Source organism: Marinobacter iranensis (assembly GCF_029207565.1).
Classification (GTDB): Bacteria; Pseudomonadota; Gammaproteobacteria; order Pseudomonadales; family Oleiphilaceae; genus Marinobacter; species Marinobacter iranensis.
In genome coordinates this window covers 101,608-126,435 of record NZ_JANCMW010000002.1, presented here as the reverse complement: position 1 = coordinate 126,435, position 24,828 = coordinate 101,608, and the positions used below count along the sequence as shown (strand labels likewise).

21 protein-coding genes are annotated in these 24,828 nt (G+C 59.7%); 11 read left to right on the top strand and 10 right to left on the bottom strand.

All coding sequences use genetic code 11. The annotated features are described in order from the left end of the window. Positions 1-17: 17 nt before the first annotated feature. The 7 genes from NLU14_RS03820 to NLU14_RS03790 all read left to right on the top strand — a co-directional run bounded on the left by NLU14_RS03820 (position 18) and on the right by NLU14_RS03790 (position 6,312). Positions 18-941 (top strand): sterol desaturase family protein, encoded by a 924-nt coding sequence (locus tag NLU14_RS03820; RefSeq protein WP_275704848.1) that lies wholly within the window; start codon positions 18-20, stop codon positions 939-941. Between the two features lie 52 nt (positions 942-993). Then, complete coding sequence (locus NLU14_RS03815) at positions 994-1,914, top strand: alpha/beta fold hydrolase (RefSeq protein WP_275704847.1); 921 nt, start codon at positions 994-996, stop codon at positions 1,912-1,914. A 63-nt stretch (positions 1,915-1,977) separates the two neighbouring features. After that, on the top strand, positions 1,978-2,775 hold the full coding sequence (locus tag NLU14_RS03810) for an SDR family oxidoreductase (protein WP_275704846.1): 798 nt from the start codon (positions 1,978-1,980) through the stop codon (positions 2,773-2,775). Between the two features lie 9 nt (positions 2,776-2,784). Next, on the top strand, positions 2,785-3,546 hold the full coding sequence (modA, locus tag NLU14_RS03805; protein ID WP_275704845.1) for a molybdate ABC transporter substrate-binding protein: 762 nt from the start codon (positions 2,785-2,787) through the stop codon (positions 3,544-3,546). Positions 3,547-3,587: 41 nt separating this feature from the next. Then, positions 3,588-4,268, top strand: coding sequence for a molybdate ABC transporter permease subunit (modB, locus tag NLU14_RS03800; protein ID WP_275704844.1), 681 nt, complete (start codon positions 3,588-3,590; stop codon positions 4,266-4,268). Next, positions 4,265-5,344 (top strand): molybdenum ABC transporter ATP-binding protein, encoded by a 1,080-nt coding sequence (gene modC, locus NLU14_RS03795; RefSeq protein WP_275704843.1) that lies wholly within the window; start codon positions 4,265-4,267, stop codon positions 5,342-5,344. Before modB ends, modC begins: the two co-directional genes overlap by 4 nt. An 83-nt stretch (positions 5,345-5,427) precedes the next feature. Further along, complete coding sequence (locus tag NLU14_RS03790) at positions 5,428-6,312, top strand: alpha/beta fold hydrolase (RefSeq protein WP_275704842.1); 885 nt, start codon at positions 5,428-5,430, stop codon at positions 6,310-6,312. 3 nt (positions 6,313-6,315) lie between these two features. Here NLU14_RS03790 and crp read toward each other — a convergent pair whose 3' ends face one another. Next, entirely contained in the window at positions 6,316-6,957 is a 642-nt protein-coding gene (gene crp, locus NLU14_RS03785; protein ID WP_007153756.1) for a cAMP-activated global transcriptional regulator CRP, read from the bottom strand. A gap of 236 nt (positions 6,958-7,193) precedes the next feature. Between crp and NLU14_RS03780 the strand changes: the two genes are divergently transcribed. The 3 genes from NLU14_RS03780 (at position 7,194) to NLU14_RS03770 (ending at position 9,605) form a co-directional block, all read left to right on the top strand. Further along, a complete protein-coding gene (locus NLU14_RS03780; protein ID WP_275704841.1) occupies positions 7,194-7,616 on the top strand; it encodes an OsmC family protein in 423 nt (140 codons plus the stop codon). 202 nt (positions 7,617-7,818) lie between these two features. Continuing rightward, on the top strand, positions 7,819-8,610 hold the full coding sequence (speD, locus tag NLU14_RS03775; protein WP_275704840.1) for an adenosylmethionine decarboxylase: 792 nt from the start codon (positions 7,819-7,821) through the stop codon (positions 8,608-8,610). Between the two features lie 137 nt (positions 8,611-8,747). Continuing rightward, positions 8,748-9,605: a pirin family protein gene (locus tag NLU14_RS03770; protein ID WP_275704839.1), complete on the top strand. Its 858-nt coding sequence runs from the start codon at positions 8,748-8,750 to the stop codon at positions 9,603-9,605. Between the two features lie 19 nt (positions 9,606-9,624). Here the strand turns inward: NLU14_RS03770 and NLU14_RS03765 are convergent, their stop codons facing one another. Together NLU14_RS03765 and NLU14_RS03760 are read right to left on the bottom strand one after the other, a co-directional pair. Next, the gene (locus NLU14_RS03765; protein ID WP_275704838.1) at positions 9,625-10,491 is read right to left on the bottom strand and encodes a phosphoribulokinase; all 867 of its coding nucleotides are present in this window, start codon (positions 10,489-10,491) and stop codon (positions 9,625-9,627) included. A 19-nt stretch (positions 10,492-10,510) separates the two neighbouring features. After that, on the bottom strand, positions 10,511-14,260 hold the full coding sequence (locus NLU14_RS03760; RefSeq protein WP_275704837.1) for a DUF1631 family protein: 3,750 nt from the start codon (positions 14,258-14,260) through the stop codon (positions 10,511-10,513). A 168-nt stretch (positions 14,261-14,428) separates the two neighbouring features. Here NLU14_RS03760 and NLU14_RS03755 point away from each other — a divergent pair, with 168 nt between their 5' ends. Continuing rightward, positions 14,429-15,499, top strand: coding sequence for an aminopeptidase (locus NLU14_RS03755; protein ID WP_275704836.1), 1,071 nt, complete (start codon positions 14,429-14,431; stop codon positions 15,497-15,499). On the opposite strand, the gene argA is transcribed toward NLU14_RS03755, so the two are convergent. The 7 genes from argA to coaBC all read right to left on the bottom strand — a co-directional run bounded on the left by argA (position 15,470) and on the right by coaBC (position 24,822). Further along, positions 15,470-16,780, bottom strand: coding sequence for an amino-acid N-acetyltransferase (argA, locus tag NLU14_RS03750; RefSeq protein ID WP_275704835.1), 1,311 nt, complete (start codon positions 16,778-16,780; stop codon positions 15,470-15,472). The two genes, NLU14_RS03755 and argA, sit on opposite strands and share 30 nt — an antisense overlap. A 180-nt stretch (positions 16,781-16,960) precedes the next feature. Further along, entirely contained in the window at positions 16,961-18,121 is a 1,161-nt protein-coding gene (gene argE / locus NLU14_RS03745) for an acetylornithine deacetylase (protein WP_275704834.1), read from the bottom strand. A 26-nt stretch (positions 18,122-18,147) separates the two neighbouring features. Then, the gene (locus NLU14_RS03740; protein ID WP_275704833.1) at positions 18,148-19,401 is read right to left on the bottom strand and encodes an LSm family protein; all 1,254 of its coding nucleotides are present in this window, start codon (positions 19,399-19,401) and stop codon (positions 18,148-18,150) included. Between the two features lie 71 nt (positions 19,402-19,472). Continuing rightward, positions 19,473-20,369, bottom strand: a complete 897-nt coding sequence (gene argB / locus NLU14_RS03735) for an acetylglutamate kinase (RefSeq protein WP_275704832.1) — start codon at positions 20,367-20,369, stop codon at positions 19,473-19,475. A gap of 51 nt (positions 20,370-20,420) precedes the next feature. Continuing rightward, positions 20,421-23,048, bottom strand: coding sequence for a phosphomannomutase/phosphoglucomutase (locus NLU14_RS03730; protein WP_275704831.1), 2,628 nt, complete (start codon positions 23,046-23,048; stop codon positions 20,421-20,423). An 85-nt stretch (positions 23,049-23,133) separates the two neighbouring features. After that, positions 23,134-23,595 (bottom strand): dUTP diphosphatase, encoded by a 462-nt coding sequence (dut, locus tag NLU14_RS03725; RefSeq protein WP_275704830.1) that lies wholly within the window; start codon positions 23,593-23,595, stop codon positions 23,134-23,136. Between the two features lie 12 nt (positions 23,596-23,607). Then, entirely contained in the window at positions 23,608-24,822 is a 1,215-nt protein-coding gene (gene coaBC, locus NLU14_RS03720) for a bifunctional phosphopantothenoylcysteine decarboxylase/phosphopantothenate--cysteine ligase CoaBC (RefSeq protein ID WP_275704829.1), read from the bottom strand. Positions 24,823-24,828: the final 6 nt, after the last annotated feature.

Below are 24,828 nucleotides of genomic sequence, written 5' to 3'. Positions count from 1 at the left end.
CACAATACGGTTAGACCATGGCTTTGATGGACATGATGATGGCAGTTCTTGAAGGCAGCGGGCTGTTGCCACTCTGGAACGCCCTGGCTCCCCGGCTGGCCCTGGATGAACGCCAACTGATCTTCGTGGTGGCCACACCGGTGTTTATTGCAGTGACCCTCTGGGAATACCTCCGCATTCACCATGACCCCACGCGGATGAATGTGCCGGAAGCCATACGCAACTTTGCCCTGGGGGCCGGATACCAGTTCACCGAACTGCTGTTCGCCGGCCTGATTGCCTTTCCCGTTTATGCGTTCCTCTACCACCACCGGATCCTGGACCTGGAACTGAATTGGGCAACAGGTTTCCTGACGTTCCTGGGAGTGGACTTCTGCTTCTACTGGATGCACCGCTCCAGCCATCGTGTACGCTGGTTCTGGGCCGCCCATGTGGTGCACCATTCCTCGGAACGCATGAATTTCTCCACCGCCATGCGCCAGAACGCCACCAACATTTTCAACGGCATGTGGCTGTTCTACGTGCCCCTGGCGTTGATCGGGTTCAACCCGGTGTGGATCGGCATTGCCTACGCGCTGTCGTTGGTCTACCAGTTCTTTATCCACACCACCGTTATCGGCAAACTGCCTCCCTGGTTGGAAGGGGTGTTCAATACCCCCAGCCACCACCGGGTCCACCATGGCCGCAACCCCGGCTATATCGACCGCAACTATGGCGGTACACTGATCATCTGGGACCGGCTGTTCGGCACCTTCGTGGCGGAGGATGAACAGGCCCCGCCGGAATACGGCATTACCCGACCGGTGCGCTCCAACAACCTGCTGGTACTGTGGACCCACGAATACGTGGACCTGTTCCGGGCCATGGCCAGACCTGGCTCGCCGCTGTCCCGTTTGAAGCACCTGTGGAAACCACCGGAATGGGACAGGAACGAAGAGTAATTTCCCGCTAGACTCCGGTAAACCACAACAACCACGCCCGGACCCAACCAACATGGACCTGCAGGAAAGCTTCATCAACAGCCCCGATCACCACCGGATTCCATTACTGTCCTGGGCTCCGCAAACCCCGACGGCCGTCCTCGTGATTGCCCACGGTATGGCCGAACATGCCGCCCGCTATCAGCCACTCGCCCAGTGGCTGAACCAGCATCAGGTGGCTGTGATTGCCGTCCAGCACCGTGGCCATGGGCCGCACTGCCCTGATGCCGATCTTGGCCACTATGCCGATAAACGGGGCTGGCAGAAGGTGGTCGACGACCTGCAACAGGTGGTTGTCCATGCCAGGAAACAGTATCCCGACCTTCCACTTACGCTGTTCGGGCACAGCATGGGCTCGTTTATTGCCCAGGCGTTCACCCAGAAATACGGCGACCAGATCGACAACCTGATCCTCTGCGCCACCAATCGCGTCGACAAACCGAAACTACGGGCTTCTCTGGTACTGGTAAGGTCCATAAAGGCACTGCGCGGAAAACGGCATCGTAGCCGGCTGATCGATAACATGACCTTCGGCACCTTCAACAAGGCCTTTGTCCCCAACCGCACCAGCCACGACTGGCTGAGCCGTGACCCACAACAGGTGGACCGCTACCTGAAGGACCCGCTGTGCGGCTTTTCCTGCACGGCCGGCCTCTGGTCCGATTTTATCGGCGGCATGCTGGACATCAACCCGAGAGTATGGCGAAAGGACCTTCCGGTGCACCTGTTGGCGGGGAGCTGTGACCCGGTCGGAGAGATGGGGCGGGGTTTCAGCCGGCACGTGACCAACCTGCGGGCTGCCGGTGTAAAGGTCGCCTCCGAACGGCTATTTGAGGGAGCCCGCCACGAGCTGGTGAACGAAACCAACGCTGACGAAGTCTGGCACCATATCCTTAACTGCCTGCGACCGGAGACGCATTCTGTCACTGAATAACATGACGCTGACCAGCCCGGGGCGCTAAGATCACTGCCATTCAACAACAACCGGAGTGAGCCCATGTTTACCAACAGAGTGGTCTGGATAACCGGTGCCTCATCGGGCATCGGCGAGGCACTGGCCGTAAGGTTTGCCCGCAAAAATGCAAAAGTTGTGCTTTCGGCCCGCCGCCAGGCAGAACTGGAGCGGGTCAGCCAGCGCTGTATTGACGCCGGTGCAGCCCCGGAGAACATGCTGGTATTGCCCCTGGATGTCACCGACCTGCCCTCACTTCCGCTGGCTGCCGATAACGTCATCACGCAGTTTGGCCAGATCGACCTTTTGATCAACAATGCCGGTCTCTCTCAGCGTTCACTGTGCAAGGACACCGATCTTTCCGTCTACCAGAAGTTGCTGGATGTGGATGTGATGGGACAGATCGCACTGACCAAGGCGGTCCTCCCCCATATGCTGGAACGCCAGTCCGGCCACCTTGCCGTGACCGCCAGTGTTGCCGGCAAGGTTGGCGTGCCACTGCGTACTGGCTACTGCGCCGCCAAGCATGCGGTGATGGGGTTCTTCGACGCGTTGCGGGCGGAAGTGGAGGATGAGGGCATCCAGGTATCCACCATCGTGCCCGGATTCATTCGCACGGACATTGCCCGCAATGCGCTGGCCGCAGACGGCTCGGCCTTCGGCAAAGAGGATGACAACATCATCGGCGGCATGGACGTGACCGAATGTGCCGACATGATTGTTGCCGCACTGGCGAAGGGCAAACGGGAGATTCCTGTCGGCAAGGGCAAGGAAATGGCCGCCCTGTGGGTCAAGCGCGTTGCGCCCGAGATGATGTTTAAACTGGCTCGCAAACAGGACTGACTACCGTCGATGAAGGTCATCATCCGCCTATCGTTAACCATGACTCTGTTCATGAACGCCGGATTGGCGACGGCAGGAGAGGTCAGGCTGGCCATTGCCGCCAATTTCCATGATACGGCCGAGCGCCTTGCCGCACAGTTTGAAGACACGACAGGCCACAGCACCCGAATCAGTTACGGCTCCACCGGCAAGCTTTACGCCCAGATCCGTCACGGCGCGCCGTTCGATGCCTTTCTCGCAGCCGACCAAGCGCGACCTCAACGGGTGGAACAGGATGGCTTAGCGGTGCCTGGCTCCCGCTTCACCTATGCCGTGGGAAAACTCGTGCTCTGGAGCCCGGACCCGGCAGCGTTCAACGATCCGGAAGATTACCTGCGTTCCGGAGAATTCAGGCACCTGGCCATTGCCAATCCCAGAACCGCCCCCTATGGCCTGGCGGCCCGACAAACACTGGAGCGCCTTGGGCTCTGGGCAAATCTGGAAAACCGGCTGGTGAGAGGCGAATCCATATCCCAGGCTTTTCAGTTTGTAGCCACCGGTAATGCCAGCGCAGGTTTTGTGGCACTGGCCCAGACCCGTGATGACCATGACGGTGGCGCTTTCTGGGAAGTGCCGGCTAGCCATCACGAACCGATCGCACAGCAGGCCGTCCTGCTGGAACGGGGCAGGAACAACGAAGCCGCCAGGGCCTGGCTGGATTTCCTCCGCAGCCGCGAAGCACAGGACATCATTCGCCAATACGGCTACGATATCGGGGATGCGCCTGAATAACCGGCTGATCCGCCGCCCCGGCCACACACCATGGAGTATCAATGAGCCCGGAATGGCAAACCGTCTGGCTGACCCTCAAGCTCGCCGGTATCACCACAGCCCTGCTGCTGGTTATCGGCACCCCCATTGCGTGGTGGCTTGCCCGCAGCAGCCACTGGCTCAGGCAACCGGTAGCGGCTATCGTGGCATTGCCCCTGGTGCTGCCCCCCACGGTTCTGGGGTTCTACCTGCTGCTACTGATGGGCCCGGAAGGCATCGTGGGCACGCTGACGGAAACCCTCGGGCTGGGCACCCTGCCCTTCACCTTTGCCGGGCTGGTGGTGGCGTCGGTGATCTATTCACTGCCCTTTACGGTGCAGCCCCTGCAGAATGTGTTCTCCACCGTCAACGAACGGATGCTGGAAGTCGCTGCCACCCTGCGCGCCTCTCCCCTGGACCGGTTCTTCTCGGTGGTGATCCCCCTGGCACGCCCCGGCTTCCTGACCGCGGCGGTACTGACCTTCGCCCATACCCTGGGTGAGTTCGGCGTAGTGTTGATGATCGGTGGCAATATTCCCGGCGAGACCCGGTTACTGTCGGTGGCCATTTACGATCATGTGGAGACCCTGGAGTACGGCAAGGCCCACCTGCTGGCCGGAGGCATGCTGGTGTTCTCATTCCTGGTGTTGCTGGCGCTCTACCTGATCAACGGTCGGCTGAACAGCGGGAACCTGAAGCCATGACCGATACCGGAATTCTTGCCCGCTTTAACACCGGTTTCGACGATTTCCGCCTGGAGGTGGACCTGCGACTGCCAGGGACTGGTGTCACGGCACTGTTCGGCCACTCCGGTTGCGGGAAAACCACACTGCTGCGCTGCATTGCCGGCCTGCAGCCCTGCGCCGGACGGCTGTCGGTCAACGGCGATGTCTGGCAGGACGACACCGCCAGCCTGCCAGTGCATAAACGGCCCCTGGCCTATGTGTTCCAGGAAACCAGCCTGTTTCCCCACCTGTCGGTGAACGGCAACCTGAAGTTCGGCTACCGCCGCACACCAGTGCAACAGCGCCGGATTCACCCACAACAGGTTATTGACTGGCTCGGGCTCGCCCATCTGCTGGGCCGCACGCCGGAACGGCTCTCGGGAGGTGAACGCCAGCGCGTGGCCATTGGCCGGGCCCTGCTGACCAGCCCCAGGCTGCTGCTGATGGACGAACCCCTGTCAGCGCTGGACCAGGCCAGCAAACGGGAAATTCTGCCATACCTCGAAACCCTGCGGGATACTCTGGACATCCCCATTGTCTACGTGTCCCATTCCGCCGCCGAGGTAGCCCGACTTGCGGACTACATCGTCATGATGGACCGGGGCCGGGTGCTCGCCCAGGGCGGCCTCCAGGAGACACTGGCCCGCCCCGACCAGCCCTTCGCCCTGGAACACGATGCGGCGGTGATTGTTCCGGCGATTATCCGCGAACGGGATGACCAGTGGCACCTCTGCCGGGCGGAGTTCGAAGGCGGCAGCCTGTGGTTCCGTGATGACCGCCAGCCCGAAACCGGCACCGCCGTCAGGCTGCAGATCCTGGCCCGGGATGTGAGCATTGCGCTGGCGGCCAACCATGACCAGAGTTTCCAGAACCTGCTGCCGGCACGTGTGACAGACATGGCGGCAGAGCAGCGCCCAGGCATGACCACGGTTCGCCTGCATGCAGGCCAGACCGCCTTCCTCTCCCGCATTACCAGCCGCGCGGTGCACCAGCTTGGCCTTGCCCCGGGCATGGCCGTGTGCCTGCAGATCAAGAGTGTGGCCATCGTCGAATAGGCCAATCATCTGGCCCGTCCGGCACGGGCCACACCCACTACTCTGACGTTACTCTGGAGCCCGGACCAAGAAGGAGAACCGGCATGCCAGAAACCCAGCAGTGGGTCAGCAATAACGGGGTGGACCTGTACGTGGTGACAGAGGGCGACCCGGCCAGGCCGGCACTGGTGCTTGTGCATGGCTACCCCGACAACCATTCGGTGTGGGATGCCGTGACCCGGCACCTGGTCAGCCGCTACTTTGTCATACGCTACGATGTGCGGGGTGCCGGGCGGTCCTCGTCGCCACCACGCACACGGGATTACCGGATCCGGTACCTGGCGTCCGACCTGGCCTGCGTGGTGGATGCCATTATTCCCGGCCAGTCATTTCACCTGGCGGCCCACGACTGGGGTTCCATTCAAAGCTGGGAATCGGTCACGGCCACACCCCTGTCGTCCAGGGTGTTGTCCTACACCACCATTTCCGGGCCCTGCCTGGATCACGTTGCCACCTGGATCCGCAGCAACCTGTCGTCCAGTGGGAAAGCGGGCAGGCAGAAGGTTTTCCAGCAACTGGCCAGTTCCTGGTATGTCTTCCTGTTCCAGTTGCCACTGTTGCCGGAAACCCTTTGGCGGGTCGGGCTGGACAGACTCTGGCCCACCTACCTGGCACGCCGGGAGCAGGTTGTTGAAGTGTCCCATAACCGGTACCAGAAAAAAGACGGTTGCCACGGCACCAAACTCTACCGGGCCAATTTCCTGCCCCGGCTCCTCAGCCCGCAACCAAGGCACGCCCAATGCCCGGTGCAACTCATCGTACCGGGACAGGACAACTATGTGGGAAAACAGCTCTCGGAAAACCTGGAACAGTGGACAGGTACACTGGTAAGAAAGGAAATTAATGCGCCACACTGGGTTGTGTTGACGCATCCGCAGCAAGTTGCGAGGTGGATCGATGAGTTTGCCCGCAACCCGCGGGCAACCTGACAGCTAGCGGGTACCGTATACCACCATGGTCTTGCCCTTGACCCGTACCAGGCCCTGATCTTCCAGGGTCTTCAGCACCCGGCCGACCATTTCACGGGAGCAGCCCACGATGCGGCCGATCTCCTGACGGGTAATCTTGATCTGCATGCCATCCGGGTGGGTCATGGCGTCCGGTTCCTTGCAGAGATCCAACAGGGTACGGGCAACACGGCCCGTCACATCCAGGAATGCCAGGTCGCCCACCTTGCGGGTGGTCTGGCGCAGGCGAGAGGCCATCTGCTCACCGATAAAATACAACACCCTGGGGTCCTGCTGGGCGATTTCGCGGAATTTTGTATAGCTGATTTCAGCAACTTCGCACTCGGTCTTGGCTTTCACCCAGGCGCTGCGTGAGTCCATGTTGTCGAATAGCCCCATCTCACCGAAGAAATCCCCGGCATTCAGGTAGGCCATGATCATCTCGCGGCCGTCGTCGTCCTCAATAATGACGGTAACGGAGCCCTTGACGATGTAAAACAGGGAATCGCTTTTATCCCCGGCATAGATAATGGTGCTTTTGGCGGGGTAACGCCGGCGATGGCATTGTGATAAAAAATAGTCCAGATGCTTGGTCTTCTGCTCAACCGGCTTGACGATAGTGGCCATAGTGCGAGTCATGCCTCCTTAGTACTGGCGGGATCCCGATGTTTTTATTGACCCTGCTTTCCCTGCGGGTTTATTCATTATGAGCGCAACTTATAACAAGAAGCCCTCGTTTCGGCAACCTGAAACAGTATAGACCAGATCAGAATACCTGCTTTTCACCAGGCTGCCGGGCAATCCCGGATATGCTAGCATCGCTGCCAGGTTTACGTTATATCCCATCCGGAGTACGAGAGTAGATGAAAGCAACCATTGACTGGACCGGCGACGCCAGCTTCAGGGCAACCAGTGGCAGCGGCCACGCCATACAGATGGACGGGCCGCCCGACCACGGCGGTAAAGACCTGGGGCCGCGCCCCATGGAAATGATGTTGATGGGGCTGGGCGGCTGCTCCTCCTTTGATGTCATGAGCATCCTGCAGAAAAGTCGCCAGGACGTTACCGCCTGCCATGCCGAGCTGGAAGCGGAGCGGGCTGATGCGGTGCCGGCGGTATTCACCCGCATCCACCTGCATTTTGTGGTGACCGGCAGGAGCCTGAAGGAAAACCTGGTGAAGCGAGCTGTGAGCCTCTCGGCGGAGAAATACTGCTCGGCGTCCATCATGCTGGAAAAGGCGGGCGTGGCGATCACCCACAGCCATGAAATCCGCGACACGGCCTGAACCTGGGCGGGGAAATTACGGATGCTACAATATTGCGGTGAACTCTACCCAAATTGAGGGTCGGTGTGCATAATACGCACCCTTCTCCGCCGGTCTGCGCAAAAGGTAAACAACCCGGTCAGTTATCGGTGGCGGCCTTGGTGGCATGCATCAGAAGACATGACCACTGACATTCATCTCCATACACGTGGGGGGGCTGAACATGGAAACCAAACTACAGTTGCATGGTTTCAATAACCTGACCAAATCACTGAGCTTCAACATCTACGACATCTGTTATGCGCAGACCGAAGAGCAACGTGAAGCCTACATTGACTACATCGACGAGATGTACAACGCCGAGCGCCTGACCCAGATCCTCACCGACGTGGTCAAGATCATCGGCGCCAACGTGCTCAATATTGCACGCCAGGACTACGAGCCCCATGGCGCTTCCGTCACCATGCTGATTGCCGAGCACGAACTCAGCAATGGCGAGCCTGACAACGAAGAATCACCGGGCCCACTGCCGGATGCCATCGTGGCTCATCTGGACAAGAGCCACGTAACCGTTCACACCTATCCGGAAAGCCACCCTTACGAGGGCATCAGCACCTTCCGGGCGGATATCGACGTGTCTACCTGCGGCCTGATCTCGCCGTTGAAGGTCCTGAACTACCTGATCCACAGTTTCGATTCCGATGTGGTTACCGTGGACTATCGTGTACGCGGCTTTACCCGTGATGTGGACGGCACCAAGCACTACATCGACCACGACATCAACTCGATCCAGAACTATCTGACCGAAGACACCCAGAACGCCTACCAGATGATTGACGTCAACGTGTACCAGGAAAACCTGTTTCACACCAAGATGATGCTCAAGAACTTCAACCTGGATAACTATGTGTTCGGGGTCAATGCCAGTGATCTGGACCCGGAAGAAGCCCGCTCCATCGAAGAACGGCTTAAGCGGGAAATGCTGGAAATGTTCTACTCCCGCAATCTGGAATAGCCCGCCCCGGGTCCGGTGATGCCGAGTCGTCGCCGGACCTTCAGTTTTTTTGATGTCACCTTCCAGAATTCTCCGGTTTATTTCCAGGTCCCAGAGGGCGTCTAATAGACGGTATACCCTTTGAGGAGGAATAAGCCATGTCCCTGCGATCCGTAAAACAGACCATCCCCGCCCTGGAGACATCCGATGGCGCCGGTGTACGCATCAAACGCTCCCTGGGGCAACATCAGAACATCCGCCTTGACCCGTTCCTGATGCTGGATGAATTCGGCTCCGACCAGCCACAGGATTATATTGCCGGCTTTCCCTCCCATCCCCACCGCGGGTTCGAGACGGTCACTTACATGATCGAAGGCCATATGCTTCACGAAGACCATATGGGCAATCGCGGCAACCTGAAAAACGGCGGTGTGCAGTGGATGACCGCCGGGCGCGGCATTGTCCACTCGGAAATGCCCCAGCAGGAATCCGGGCAGATGCGCGGCTTCCAGCTCTGGCTCAACCTGCCCGCCGCGGAGAAAATGAAACCCGCCGGTTACCGTGATATCCAGCCCGAGGAAATACCGGCCATCACCGTGGACGGCGGGCTGGTGAAGTTGATTGCTGGCACGGTAACGGTTGACGGACAGGAACATCATGGTGCAGTTACCGGAGGCAGCACCCTGCCCCTGTACGCCGACATTCACCTGGCGCCGGGAAAGGAAGCCCTGATGCCGGTCCACCCGGAACTGGACGGCATGCTTTACCTTTATGAAGGCGACGCTGCGCTGGTGTCGGACCAGGGCTCCGAGGCCCTCAAGCTCTCGGCAGCCAGCATCCTTTCAACCGGTGACAGTGTCCGGGTCGGCGCAGGTGAAAGCGGCGCCCGCCTGCTGTTGATTGCCGGTAAGCCAATCGGTGAACCGGTGGTGCAGTACGGCCCATTCGTGATGAACAGCCGTGAGGAGATCGAGCAGACCCTCCGGGACTATCGCGATGGCCGCCTGACGGCCTGATGCAGCCCCTGACCCCACATCAGGCAAAAGGCTTGTGGGCCATCAGCTCCTGCACCAGTGGGCGCATGATCAGGTCCATGGCCAACGCCAGCTTGGTCCCCGGAATGACCAGGGTGTCATACCGGGACAGGCTGCTGCCACCGATCATCTGCAGCAGGTAAGGGAAGTCCACCTCCGACGGATCCCGAAACCGGATCACGATCAGGCTTTCGTCTTCCGTTGGTACATCGCGGACAACAAAGGGATTGGAGGTGTCCACCAGGGGAATGCGCTGGAAGTTGACGTGAGTGTGGGCAAACTGCGGGACGATGTCGTGCACGTAGTCGTCCATGCGGTTAACGATGGTCTGGACCACGGCGTCCTGGGAATACCCACGCTTGTTGGTGTCCCGATGGATTTTCTGGATCCACTCCAGGTTGACGATCGGCACCACACCCACCAGCAAGTCCACGTACTGGGCAATGTTGTAGGCATCGCTGACCACCCCGCCATGAAGCCCCTCGTAGAAGAGCAGCTCGGTTTCCGGTGCCAATGGCCCCCAGGGTGTGAAGGTACCGGGCTTGTGGCCCGCCTCGATCAGTTTCCTGTCTTCGTCGTGAACGTACTCGCGGAATTGCCCGTTGCCGGTGTGCCCGTAGTCGTAGAACAGCGCTTCCAGCTTGTCGATGTGGTTCGCTGCCAGCGCAAAGTGGTTGCGTTCACCAAACTGGCCCTTGGCGGCAAGGCGGGCCATCTGCTCGCGATTATAACGATGGAAGCTGTCGCCGCTGACCATCGCGGCACGGAGACCCTCGCTGGCAAACAGGCGACTGAAGATTTCGCCCGTGGTGGTGGTTCCGGCGCCGGACGAGCCGGTAACCGCGATAATCGGATGACGTTTTGACATAACAGGGAGGTCCGGAAAGTCAGTCCAGGCTGGTCAGCAGCCGCGGCTTTTCGATAATGAAACCCTGAGCATAATCCACACCCAGACCTGTCAGCATATCGAGAACCACGCGGGTTTCAACCTGCGAGGCAATCACTTCCCGTTTCATGTAGTGGGCCATGTCCACCATCGACTTCACCATGGCCTGATCCGTTTCACTGGTGTCCAGTTGATTGGTGAAGGCGCTGTCCAGCTTGATGAAGTCCACCGGCAGGCTGCGCATGAACTGGAACGACATGGGCCCGCTGCCGAAATTACCGAGGCAGAACCGGCACCCCAACTCCTTCATTTCCTCGATAAACTCGGAAATACCCTGAATGTCATTGATCGCTGAGGCCTCGGTTATTTCAAACCACAGGCGCTCGATGGGAGCATCTTTCTGGCTCAGCTTGTCGTAGATGAACTCCATCAGCAACTGATCGTTCAGGGAATGGCCCGAGAGATTGATACAGATACCGCCCATGTGTTCCGGATCCGGTGCCTTGTCGCGTAGCCAGTCCAGCATATGGCCCACCACCCAGCGATCCACCGCCTGCATACGGTCATAGCGCTCCGCCATTCGGACAAAGTCCTTGCCGGTGATCAGGTTGCCATCATCGTCATACATGCTGATGAGCACTTCATACTGCGCCGCCATGGATGTGCGCGCATGCAGCGGTATCATCTTCTGGCATCGCAACAGCATGCGTTCTTCATCAAGGTCACCGAGATTGGCCACCTTGGCCGCGATCTGTTCCTGGCGGGCGTGATCGTGGGCATCCAGAGAGTACTCCGTCACCTTGCCATGGCCGCGTTTCTTGGCCGCTTTCATGGCTTCCTCGGCCGCCTTCAGCCAACGCTCGGCGTTCGCCAGCGCAGGCATCTCGGGAGCCAGGCCGACACTGGCGGAAAGGTGGTAGCTGCCGCTATCGAAACGGAACTCCATGGCTTCAATGGCCGACACGATCCCGCGGGATGCTTCCAGGGCGTTTTCCGCCGGTAACAACAGAGCAAATTCGTTACCCGATAACCTGGCCAGCGGCATGCCATCGCCAACATGACTGCGAAGCACATCCGCCACCCTGCGCAGGGCCTCATCGCCGGCCTGGTAGCCGGCGGTATCGTTGAGCAGGCGGAACTGTCGCAGATCCAGCCGCACCAGCGCCCGCTCGTCCTCCCGCCGGGCCAGTTGCTGCTCCAGCATGCGCTCGAATTCGCGACGCCCCAGCAGGCCGGTCAGTTCATCGTGAGTAGAGGCCCAGGACAACTGGTCATAGACCTTGCGCACCATCCGGTCGATGCTTTCATCCACCAAGGGCCGTTCATACTGGTTGTCCGGAACAATGATGCCCTTGCGCATCTGCTGAGCGAGGGCCTCCAGTGCCAATTCAACCACCCGCATACCCTGGTGGTTGACGAACACAAAGCGACTGAAGCCGCGGGCCACCCATACCAGGCGGATGTACTGGGGTTCGTCCGGTGTTTCCTGGTCGCGCAACCAGTCACCGGTTCGCAACTGCTGGGCCCGGTTAATCCACCGCTGCAGGCTGCGCTGCTCGCGCTCGGATACTGCCTGCTTCTTGTCGTCCTCACTTTTTATTGGCGGAATTTCCACCATTTCGGGCGGGCTTTCAGGGCTGCGCACCAGGAACTGTTTGAGCTCATCCCGAATCTGGGACGACGGCATGTGATTGCTGGAAATGGACGCCAGTCCGTCCTGGATCACCCGTAGCAGTTCCGGCAGATTGACATTACTCTGGGGATCGTCCGCAAAGGTCATCAGCGAATCGATCACCGACAGGTAGTCCTGCCACAACGGGCTGTCTTCCCCCTGGCGAATCCAGGTCAGCGACAACAGGTCGCGCCAGCCTCCGTCCAGCAGACTGACCACCGCCTTCGGGACTTTCCTGCCGGCCAGTTTCTGCTCCAGCACCCGGGCAACCGCCTTCTTGGACTCGGAGACCTTCTGGGCCCCCTCCGCGGCCGCCGTTACCCGCTCGACGTTGCGACGATACACCAGGTTCTGGCGATCAATCAGCGAATCCAGCTCCTGTACCGCGCTGTCGAACACGCCGGTATCCTGCTCAAAGTCGGTGGCAATTCGCTGGATCAATTCGTCAACACGCCGCTGCACTACCGGATTGATACGGCCACCCTTCACACCCAGTTGGGCCAGGCGGTTCATTACACCGCGTACCGGGCTTTCATGGTCGTCGAAGAATTCCGGATCGCGCATGACCACTTTCAGCACCGGCACTTCCAGTTGGCGCATCCGCGACTGGGCGTATGCACTGAGTTTCGGGCTCTCCACCACGCTGTTGAAGAACCGGTCGACCACATCTAGGGTGGTTTGCTGTTCCTCGCCGAGGGCGTGTTCACCACTCTCCTTTACCCTCTCCACAACCCGTTCCCGCAGGGAGGGCTGGTCCGGGCTGACAGACGCCGACTGCAACTGAAGTTCCTGCAGCTGCTTCTGCAGTTCTCCGGCAGACAGCTCCCGCGCACCCGGTGCAAACTCCACGGGCGCAACGTCACCGCGGGCCAGGCGACTGGCTGAGAGGGTACCCAGTAGGTTCTTGACCGTTGCAAAGGCGGTCTGGGCGGCGCTGGCATAACCCCGGAACTCAGTCGATGCCTTGCGGGCCAGCGGCCGGTTGATTTTTTGTGTCGGTGCCGCCTTTACCTGGGTATCAGACGCTTCGGTCTGTTGCGGCTCCCGCGGCCTGGCGGGCTTTTCTTCACGCTGTTCGGGCTTGTTGGGCACCTGTTCGCTGAGATACTTGCTCAGGTCGAGATCCGGCAACACACCGTGGCGCACGAGGATGTTGTTCAATTCCCGATACAGCGGGCCCAGATGCATCAGCACCGCTTTCTCGAAGGCACGCAAGCAGACTTTCTCCACTTCCCGGTCCGCTTTAAGCTGGCTCAAACCAACGTGAAAGGACTCGCAGATCAGCGACGGACCCAACGGGTTGTGGTGGCCCGTGGAATTGGCCACGCCCAGTTTATCCAGCCTGAGTTTTAACTGAAGCAACTCGCCCCGATACTGGGTATCGGCCTTGGTGACCATCACCCGGATGGTCAGCCAGTCTTCAAATTCTCCCTTGTCGACCACCGACAGTTCAGAACCCGGAAACCCCTTAGGGGCCGGTTTGAGCGGCGACTCCAGGCTGCGCGCCATCTGGTGCCAGATAACCCGCTGACGGGCCTGAAGCTGGCCCGAGGCATCCATGAACTCGTTCGCCTGCTGATCATTGCCTGCCTTCTGGGCAGCCTCCCGCAGGGCGGTGACCATCTGCATAAAGCAGGCATCCATCAACGGTTCTATGTACTGTATAACCGCCTTCGCGGATTGATGCAGTACAAACTGGACCTTGTCACTCGGCGCCCGTAAAGAGGCACGATCCTGATGACGATTGGCCCCGCACTGCTCCAGCATGGCGCTGACGGCTTCCGGGCTGGAGCGGGTAAAACTCACGCCCATGGCACCCTCAATCCGGCGCCGGATGTTCACATGGAGTTCGTGGCGCTTGCGACCATCCGGGCTGCGGAAGCGCACAATCAGTTCCCCGGCACCCCGTGCAAGCACCTGATCCAGTTTCCTGGAGGTTTCCCCGGAATAACGCACGAAAAGACCTTCGGCGCAGAAATCCGCGATCTGGCATGGCAGGTTTTCACCACTGCCAACGTCCAGCTGAGCTGCGAGTTTGATCGGTTGACGGGGGCTCGAACGACGTTCTTTCGGATCCATGAACTACCTGATATCTGGCAAAGCCGGGTGACCTGATAGAGTAAATTGTTCCGGTCACCGGCCGGTATCCCTGAAAGGCAGCGACAGCTACCTGCTACTTGAGGGAACATAGCTGTAATATAACCCCTGACTGATCAGCCAGCCAGCAACAAAATAACAACCTGAACCATGAAACAGCTTAGTCAGATCTATCTCGTTATGCTACTGATAACGACACTTTCGGGGTGTACAACCCTAGGTTATTACAGCCAGGCGGTCAGTGGCCACCTGTCCCTGATGATGTCCACGCAACCGGTGTCGGAACTGATCAATGCCCCCTCTACCCCGCCAGCTTTGAAGCACAGGCTCACCGTAGCAAACGAGGCCCGCCAGTTTGCCGACCACCGGCTGGCATTGCCCGTGGGCGACGCCTTCTCCGACTATGCCGAGCTGGGGCGCCCCTGGGTTGTTGTGAACCTGGTGGCCGCGCCGGAGTTCTCCCTGCAAGCCCATCGATGGTGTTACCCGGTGGTGGGCTGCCAGGCCTACAGAGGCTACTACGAGTTGGAAAAGGCCCGGAATGAGCAGCAATCGTTCATAGACGACGGCTACGATACGTTCATTGGCAGCGTCACCGCCTATTCAACCCTGGGCTGGTTCGATGACCCACTCCACACCGGTTTCACCTCACTATCCGAAAACCGTATGGTGGCCCTGATGTTCCATGAACTGGCTCATCGCGTGGTCTACATCAGCGACGATACGGCCTTCAACGAGAGCTTCGCAACCGCCGTGGAGTTGGAAGGACTCAGGCTATGGCTGGAGGCAGAGGGTGACGAGCTGGGATTCCGGAGAGCTCTGGCGCGGCTGCACCAACGCAACCAGACCCTCGCCCTGGTGGAAGACGCATCCGGGCAGCTTGACGCACTCTACAAGCAACAGGACACGCTGCCAAAGGCCGAGCTCCGGCATCGAAAGGCACAGATATTCCAGGCTCTCCAGGCGGATTATCAGGCCCTGTCGGAAGACTGGGATCAACCGGGCCCCTTTGGTGACAACCCGACCGGGCTGAACAACGCCAACCTTGCCCTGTTCAGTCAGTACAATCAGTACGTACCGGCCTTCCGGCAGCTACTGAGGGAACAGAACGGCGACTTCAGTGCTTTTTACGAAGCCGTGGAAGCCCTGGCCGAGCGGTCACAGGAAGTTCGCCAACACACACTGTCCCAATTAGGACAGCGTTTTCACGAAAACCTTTGAGTTACGCTGGGTATTGTAGGAGGCCAGTTTCGGGCCCGGCAACTCACGCACGGTGGAGGGCTGGAAACCACGCTCCCGGAACCAGTGCTCCGTCTGGGTGGTGAGTACGAACAGCCGCTGGATACCCTGCCCCCGGGCCAGCTTTTCAACCATCGCCAGAATGTCGTCTCCGCGACCGGAACGGCGATAGGCCTGGTCAACCGCAAAGCAGGAGAGCTCACCCGCTCCCTCCTCCGGGTAATGGTAAAGTGCCGCACACCCGACAATCGTGCCGTCCCGTTCGGCTACCACAAACCGGTTGATTTCGGTTTCCAGCATCTCGCGGGAGCGGCGCACCAGAATGCCCTGCTCTTCCAGCGGCTGAATCAGCCCAAGAATACCGCCAATGTCTTCCACCCTGGCCTGGCGAATTTGCTCGTAGTTGTCACCGCTGACCAGCGTGCCGGAGCCGTCACGGGTGAACAGTTCTTCCAGCAATGCGCCATCATCCGCATAGCCGATAATATGGGCCCGGCGTACCCCTTTCACGCAGGCATCACACGCGGCTCGCAGCAAGTCTCCGTCATGGCCCTGCACCATGTCTGCAGCCAAACGGTCGGACGCCTGCCGTGCGGACAGCTCCCGTATCAACTCGCCATCTTCATCCAGCAGGCCCTGATGTTCGGTAAACATAATCAGCTTCTCAGCCTGCAACGCTGCTGCAACCTGGCTGCCCACATCCTCGTAGGACAGGTTGAAGGCATCACCGGTAGGCGAATACCCCAGCGGCGGCAGCAGGACGATGTGGCCCAACTCCAGCAGCTTTTCGATACCGGCCACATCCACCCGGCGTACCCGGCCTGTATGACCAAAATCGATTCCATCAAGGACACCTACCGGCCTGGCAGTAACGTAATTCCCACTGCTGACCCGTATCCGCGCATTGTGCATGGGCGAATTCACCAGTCCCATGGAGAGCCGGCTTTCCAGGAACGCCCGCAAACCACCGATTGCCTCCAGCACCAGCGGTAACTGCTGCTCTGGCGTTACCCGCAACCCTCGATGGAAACTGGACTCTTCGTTCGCATTGTCCAGTCTCGTCTGAATCTGAGGTCGAGCACCAAAAGCTACAACCAGGCGAATACCCAAGCTGCTAAGCAGTGCTATATCGTGGATGATATTGATTAAGTTGCCATGGGCAATCGCATCGCCCCCAATGGTCAACACCACTGTGCGACCCCGGTGAGCGTTTATATAAGGCGATGAGTGACGGAACCCATGCAACCATTCGTTCGATTTCAAACTCTTCTCCTGCGAGTCTTCGGCTATTGAAGTCTTCCGGGTATTGGCGGGACACTCTCCCAAAACACGCCCGTGAATACGTCCCTGTAGGGCTCGGTCGCGCCATCCATGGCGCTTCACGGTTTTGGGAGAGTGTCCCGCCAATACCCTCGTTGTACCTCTGAATTGCCTTCCAAACGATTAGAGGCAGAACTTTGTGATCAATCCTTTGAGGATTTTTACCGCCGGGTCTAACTGGGACAGCTCCAGGAACTCATCGGGTTGGTGGGCCTGGTCGATGTAACCTGGGCCCATGACCAGCGTTTCCATTCCCAGTTTCTGTAACCACGGGGCTTCCGTCGCGAAGGCTACCGCCTCCGCCTTGTGGCCCGTCAGTTTTTCACAGGCACGGACCAGTTCCGCTTCAGCCGGCGTTTCGAACGGAGGCACACCGTCGAACAGCGGCTCAAATGTCAGCGACAGTTCCCGGTTTCTGGCGACGGGTTGCAGCTTATCGAGTATTTCCTGGCGCAGTCCTTTCATGTCCATGCCCGGCAATGGTCGCAGGTCGAAATGCAGCTCACAGCGGGCGCAGATACGGTTGGGATTGTCGCCGCCGTGGATACAGCCCAGGTTCATGGTGGGCACCTGAACCTTGAAATTGGGATTGCTGTACTTCGCCTGCCATCCTGAGCGCAGGGCCAGCAGCTCGCCCAGCGCCTCGTGCATGCCTTCCATGGCGTTGCGGCCGAGGGAGGGGTCCGATGAATGGCCGGACTGCCCCTCGAAAACCAACCGTTCCATCATGATGCCCTTGTGCATACGCACAGGTTTCAGGCCCGTGGGCTCGCCGATGACGGCATAACGGGCCTTGGGCCGGCCGGCTTCGGCCAGGGCGCGGGCGCCGTCCATGGAGCTTTCCTCGTCGGCGGTGGCCAGGATGATCAGCGGCTGCTTCAGGTCCTTGCCCACGAACGCCCGGGCCGCTTCAATGGCCAGCGGGAAAAAGCCTTTCATGTCACAGGTGCCAAGACCGTACCAGCGGTCATCGCGCTCGGTCAGGGTAAACGGGTCACTTTGCCAGCGCTTGTCGTCAAAGGGCACGGTATCCGTGTGGCCAGAGAGCACCAGGCCGCCGGGGCCGCTACCCAGGGTGGCAATCATGTTGTACTTGCCGGGCAGCCCAGGGACTTCCAGCAACTCGACACTGAAACCCATAGGCTCCAGCCATTCGGCGAGGGTGCGTACCACCGGCTCATTGCTGTGGTCCCACTCGGCGGATGCACTGCTGATCGAAGGCTGTGAGATCAGCTTCGTCAGCATCTCGCGAATGCCGGGAAGGTGTTGTGTGGATCCGGACATAGAAATCTCTCCGCCCCGTCTCCGGGTTAGCGCGCCTGGCCGTGACGCCAGACCTCGAAAGTTGCAATCAGTCGAATGGCGATGGGATACGCCACTTCTCCGCCGTCCATCAGCCGTGCGACTTCCATTCGCGAGTCGCCGACGCTGGCCAGGCGGCCTTCCACAACATTACCATTGTCCAGGGTAACTCTCACCGTCCGCCCGACCCAGGCCTCGGCCTTCTCTTTATCGGCCAGGTTCCAGCCGGCGACTACATTCGCGCCCTCGCCATTGGCACTCTCCCCCGCCACACCGGGTTCAAGCACTTCCTCTGGTAATTCGGGTGCCGCTGGCTCGATACGATCAAGATAGACATCGGGCACCATCGAACGGTTGTAACGAACCGTCAGGGTAGCGTTTGCAGAGTCCTCGGTGCGCACGGGCACACCCCACGCCGGCGCGGAAGGGTTCAATTCCACAGTCAGCTCACCACCTTCGGTGAGCCATTGCCGGTACAGTGCCAGCAACTGGTCACTGGCACTGAAGCCACGGGCTGCCAGGGCCTTGCGGAATGCATCCATGACGATGCTGGTCCATTCTCCGGTTTCCACTCCTGATTCCCGGGCACAGTAGGCTGCCACCCGACGCATCATGCCACCATCCCGCAGCGTCACCGTCATAGGCGACTGCGTGGACTCCGGCAGTGCCGCTGGCGATAGTGGCTCCAGGCGGGCGCCGGGCCAGTCCACTTCCACACTGCCGGTGTTGGCGGTCGTCAGCTCTGCATAAAGACCGTCGGCGCTCTGGATAACAAGGGCCTCACCGGAGACGCCTGAGATGCCAAGCCGAAGCAGATCGCCACTGCCCAGATGCTGGCGGTGATCCGGGCCGCAGACCGGAGAAAATAACGCCGGCGTGGTATCGCCAGCTGCGGTCACCCAGTTGCGGAACATGTTGGCGCCCAGGCTCAAACGCAGGTTTTCCGCCACCAGCGACCAGTGCGCGGGCAGATCCGCAGGGTCCAGCAGGGCACTCAACAAGGCCATAGGGGAGCCGGCGTTAAACACCAGCCGATCAAAGTCCAAGGGTTGGGTGAGCCGGAAATCCTGGTAACTGCCGTTACCCAACACCAGCCGCCCTTCAACACCGGAGCGAATATCTCCCCGCTCAATGACACCCATCTCCTCGACTGCATTCCGGGCCTCGGCCAACCGCTGGTCAGCCAGCCACCAGACCGCCCCCTTGAATGACAGGTAGCCTATAAGGGCCAGGACAACCAGAAAGGTCAGCAGGCGCTTCATGTTCAGTCCTCTTGGGGCGTGAGGCCGGCGCTGTCCCGGACCGTAAAGGCCAGTGCAGCGGGCAGCTATGGTCAGTTACGGGAGATCAGCGTGCCCACGCCTTCGTCTGTAAAGATTTCCAGCAAGGTCGCATGGGCCACGCGGCCGTCAATAATGTGGGAGGTCCGCACGCCATTTTCCACGGCGCTCAGGGCACAGCGGATTTTTGGCAGCATGCCACCGTGGATGGTGCCGTCTTCAATCAGGTCGTTGACCTGCTTTGCGGTCAAGCCGGTGAGTACCTTGTCTTCCTTGCTCTTGAGACCGGATACGTTGGTCAGCAGGATCAGCTTTTCCGCTTTCATGGCTTCCGCCACCTTGCCGGCCACCAGGTCCGCGTTGATGTTGTAGGAAGCACCATCCGGGCCGACACCAATCGGCGCGATGACGGGAATGACATTGCTACGGGTCAGCATTTCAATGACTTCCACGTTCACGCTGGCGACTTCTCCAACATGGCCGATATCGATGATTTCCGGGCGCTCAAGTTCGGGAGAGCGATTCATGACTTCCAGCTTGCGGGCCCGGATCAGGTTGGCATCCTTACCGGTCAGGCCCACGGCCGTGCCGCCATGGGAGTTGATCAGCGAAACAATCTGCTTGTTCACCTGGCCTCCCAGCACCATTTCCACCACATCCATGGTCTGGCTGTCGGTGACCCGCATGCCGTTCACGAAGTTGGATTTGATGTTGAGGCGTTCAAGCAGTTCGCCGATCTGGGGCCCGCCGCCATGAACCACGATGGGGTTGATACCCACCAGTTTCATCAGCACCACGTCCCGGGCAAAACTGCTTTTCAGTTCCTCGTTCTCCATGGCATTGCCGCCATACTTGATCACCACCGTCTTTCCGGTAAACCGCTGAATATAGGGCAGGCCCTTACTCAGTACGGCCGCCACCTGCATTGCTGTTTCACGATCCAGAGCCATTCATCTTGCCTTGTTTGTCAGATACGTCTGTTTGCGATTATTCCAGAGCCGTCAGAAGTCCGCGACAAGGTCCGGAGCCGCTTTTTGAAGCTGATCACGGAAGACCGCCTTGATACGCTCGAGCGCTTCCTCGGTTTCCGCCTCGAAGCGAAGCACCAGCACCGGCGTGGTGTTGGATGCCCGGCAAAGCCCCCAGCCGTCAGTAAATTCAACACGGATGCCGTCAATGGTGCTGACGTTGCCGTCGCCGAAATCCCCTTTCTTGCCCAGTTTTTCCACAATCAGGAACTTGGTCTCTTCGGTGACATCCACGTTCAACTCCGGTGTGCTGATATCCTCGGGGAAATCCTCGAACACCTCATCGCAATGCCGGTCCTCGATACCAAGGATTTCCAGCAACCGGGCGGCTGAATACAGTCCATCATCAAAACCCAGCCAGCGTTCGCCAAAGAAGATGTGGCCGCTCATTTCACCAGCCAGCAGGGCGCCGGTTTCCTTCATCTTGGCCTTCATCAGCGAGTGGCCGGTTTTCCACATGATGGGCCGGCCGCCGGCTTCGGAAATCACACCCGCCAGCCGGCGGCTGCATTTCACGTCATAAAGCACGTCTGCCCCCGGATTGCGGGAAACCACGTCACGGGCAAAGAGCATCAGCAGGCGGTCGGGCCAGATAATCTTGCCGGTGTTGGTCACCACGCCCAGGCGGTCGCCATCACCGTCAAAGGCCAGGCCGATGTCGGCGCCTTCCACCTTGACCCGCTCGATCAGATCCGCCAGGTTCTCGGGCTTACCGGGGTCGGGATGGTGATTGGGGAAGTTGCCATCCACTTCGCAGTACAGCGGAATAACCTCGCAGCCCAGTTCCTCTATCAGCAGCGGCGCCAACTCTCCGGCAATGCCGTTACCGGCATCCAGCACCACCTTCAGTGGTGCTGCAACCGCGATGTCACCCACAATGCGGTCCAGATAGGCACGGCGCACATCTTCGGACGACTGGGCACCATGACCACTGGCAAAATCACCGGTGCGGATTCGCTGCAACAGTTTCTGTATGGCCTCGCCGGACAGTGCTTCCCCACCCAGCATGATCTTCAGGCCGTTATAGTTGGCGGGGTTGTGGCTGCCGGTCACCATCACACCTGAGCCGGTACCCAACTCGTGGGTCGCAAAGTACAACACCGGCGTCGGCACGGCGCCCACATGGATGACGTTACAACCGGTGGCCTTGACACCACGCGCCAGCGCATCGGACAACTCAGGGCTGGAATGGCGGCCATCGTAGCCGATACAGAGGCGGTCCACGCCCCGCTCAATGGCCTCGCTGCCAATGGCACGGCCAATTACCGTAACGATGTCCTCCGTCAGCGTTTCACCGACGATGCCACGAATATCATAGGCCCGGAATATGGTGTCTGAGACCTCGGCTTCCGGCAGGCTGACTTCCTCAACGTCCGGCGTATCTTCGGGGCCGCCGGAACCACCAAAACCCAACACGTCGTCATCGCCATCCAGCATATCAATGTCCAGCATGTCCTTGTCCTGGAACAATGGTTCGTCAGCAGCCGCTTTCGCGGGCTGTTTAGCGCCGGGCCTGGGGCGTGCCGACTCGCCAGCTTTGGCGACCCGCTTTTCCACCATCTGGGCAAGTCGGTGCAGCACTTCTGCGGTCGACGCCACCATGTCCCACTTGAATACCGGTGGTTTAACCCGTTCGCCACCGAACACCTTATGAGCCCATTGGATCAGGGCGGTAACGTCCTGCCTCAGTCCGCGCTGGGCCCCGCCAAGCAGTACCCAGACAATAATGGCGGCGACCAGGGCGGGAATCAGGACAAAAATGATCACCAGGATGATGTTGAACATCGGCTGTGGTGCGGAGGCCGGTATGTACTGGAGTTTCCAGTCCGGATTAATGAGGTCACGCTCAAACATCGGACCACTGCCGCTGCCCTGGCTGACAATCGCGCGCGTCGAACCGTTCACGGACTGGACCAGTGCATACTGCCCGCCCAGTTCCTGGTTTACGCCGGAGAGCAGTGGCTGCAGGCGAGCCGCATCGAAAACCACCAGTACACTGCCCGTGACCGCCCGGCTCTGGGGGTTGCGAACTGGTGCTGCCATCTGCAGATACCATTGTCCGTTGCGGGGGAACGCATCCGGGAACAGCCGCTGGCCGGTTTCGGCACGGCGAGCCAGGTCGAGGCCGGCAAAGCCCAGAGTAGGCTCGGTGGATGTGCGGGGAATCTCGCCATAGGGAAAAAGGTAGACCGCCTGAATGTCGGGTAGCACCCGGGCCAAGTCAGCTGCGGCTGCTGTCATTGACGACTCACCCTGCAGTGCGGCACGCACGTAGTCCTGGGCGGCGACACCTTCGACCGTGGACTGCAACAGGGAAAGCTGTTGATTGATGCGCACGGCCGCTGTATCGGCCTCCAGTGCGGCCTGAGCTTCATAACGACGGGTCTCTGCCGGAACCGCCAGCAAAAAATACAGCAAAGCCACCGAAGCCACGCCCGCAAGCACTACAACCAGCGCCTGGGAAACGGCGACAGAACTTAACCGCTTGAGCCGTGGGCCACCTGCCGATTTCTTCTCCTTGCTCTGTTTTCCGGCCTGCTTCTTGTCTGGTTTAGCATCAGGTGCAGCGTCGTCAGAGTTCTTCTTTTTGCCAAGCTTCATAGTCCATCCTGCAGGTGTTTTTTCGCCCGGATTCTTCATTTATCAGGGAAGTATAGACCCTGGGTGTTGTCCTGCGCCTGATCCCTCAGCGGGTCCCAGTGGAACCAAAGCCGCCATCCCCGCGCAAGCTGGCGTCAAAGGAAGACACCACCTCAAAGTCTGCCTGCACAACAGGTACCAAGACCAGCTGCGCAATGCGTTCACCCACATCTATGGTGAACTCGGTTTGCCCCCGGTTCCAGCAGGAGACCATCAATTCGCCCTGGTAGTCGGAATCAATCAGGCCCACCAGATTACCCAGCACAATGCCATGCTTGTGGCCGAGCCCACTGCGGGGAAGAATCATCGCCGCCAGTGAGGAATCGGCAATATGGATGGAAAGACCTGTCCTGATCAGTTCTGTCTGGCCGGGCTTCAGCGTTAAAGGCGTGTCGAGACAGGCGCGCAGGTCCAGGCCGGCAGAGCCTTCGGTCGCATACTCCGGAAAGGGGACCGAAGTGCCGATCCGGTCATCCAGAATGCGTACCTGAAATGTTTTGCGGGTCATTGGTTTTCCTTGTCAGATAGCGCCGGCGGAGCCAGCCTTTTGGTTGAGATGCTCGCCTATCAGGGCGATCAGCCGCTGTGCAAGCGCCGACTTGGTATCGGGCCCGATGGCTTCGCGGCCCTGGGGCCAGAATGCAATGACCGCGTTGTTGTCACTGTTGAACCCCAGCCCCGGGGCCGACACATCATTGGCCACAATCATATTCAGTTTTTTCCGTGTCAGCTTGTCGAGCGCATAGCGCTCAACGTCACGGGTTTCCGCCGCAAATCCCACGGTGAAGGGCGCATCGGAACGACCGGCTATGGTAGCGAGGGTATCCGGGTTACGCACCAGTGACAGGCTCATACCTTCGTCCGATTTCTTGATCTTGTCAGCGGCACAGCTATCGGGACGATAATCCGCCACCGCCGCCGTCGCAATAAACAGGTCGCAGCCCTCATCCACTGCCTTCCCGGCTTCCTCCAGCATGTCCTGCGCGGTAACCACACCGCGCACTTCAACGCCCACCGGCGCAGCAATGGCAACCGGGCCGCTGACAAGAACCACCTCGGCGCCGGCAGCCCTTGCTGCTGCAGCCATGGCATAGCCCATCTTGCCGGAACTGTGATTGCTGATATAGCGCACCGGGTCAATCGGCTCCCGGGTGGGGCCTGCGGTAATGACCACACGCCGGCCCGCCAGCGGCCCCCTGGAGGCACCCACAATCAGGTCAAGCAATGCTGCCGGCTCGAGCATCCGGCCCGGTCCTACGTCGCCGCAAGCCTGGTCACCCTGGTCTGGCCCCCAGAGGGTCACCTGTGCGTCCGAGGCCAGAAGATCAACGTTACGCTGGGTTCGACCATTGCTCCACATGGCCTGGTTCATCGCCGGGGCCACTGCAATGGGCGCCTCCGTGGCACAACACAGGGTAGTCAGCAGATCGTCTGCCATGCCCTGGGCCAGCCGCGCAATAAAATCCGCGGAAGCCGGCGCAATCACCACCTGGTCCGCCCATTTTGCCAGTTCAATGTGCCCCATACCGGACTCTGCTTCCGGATCCAGCAAAGAGGTTCTTACCGGCTCGCCACTGAGCGCCTGGAACGTCAGTGGTGTCACAAAGGCTTCCGCACCGCGGGTCATCACTACCCGTACTTCGTGGCCGGATTTTTTCAGCAGGCGAACCAGCTCTGCGCTCTTGTAGGCAGCGATACCACCGGTCACACCCAGCAGGATTCGTTTAGCGGCCATTAATGG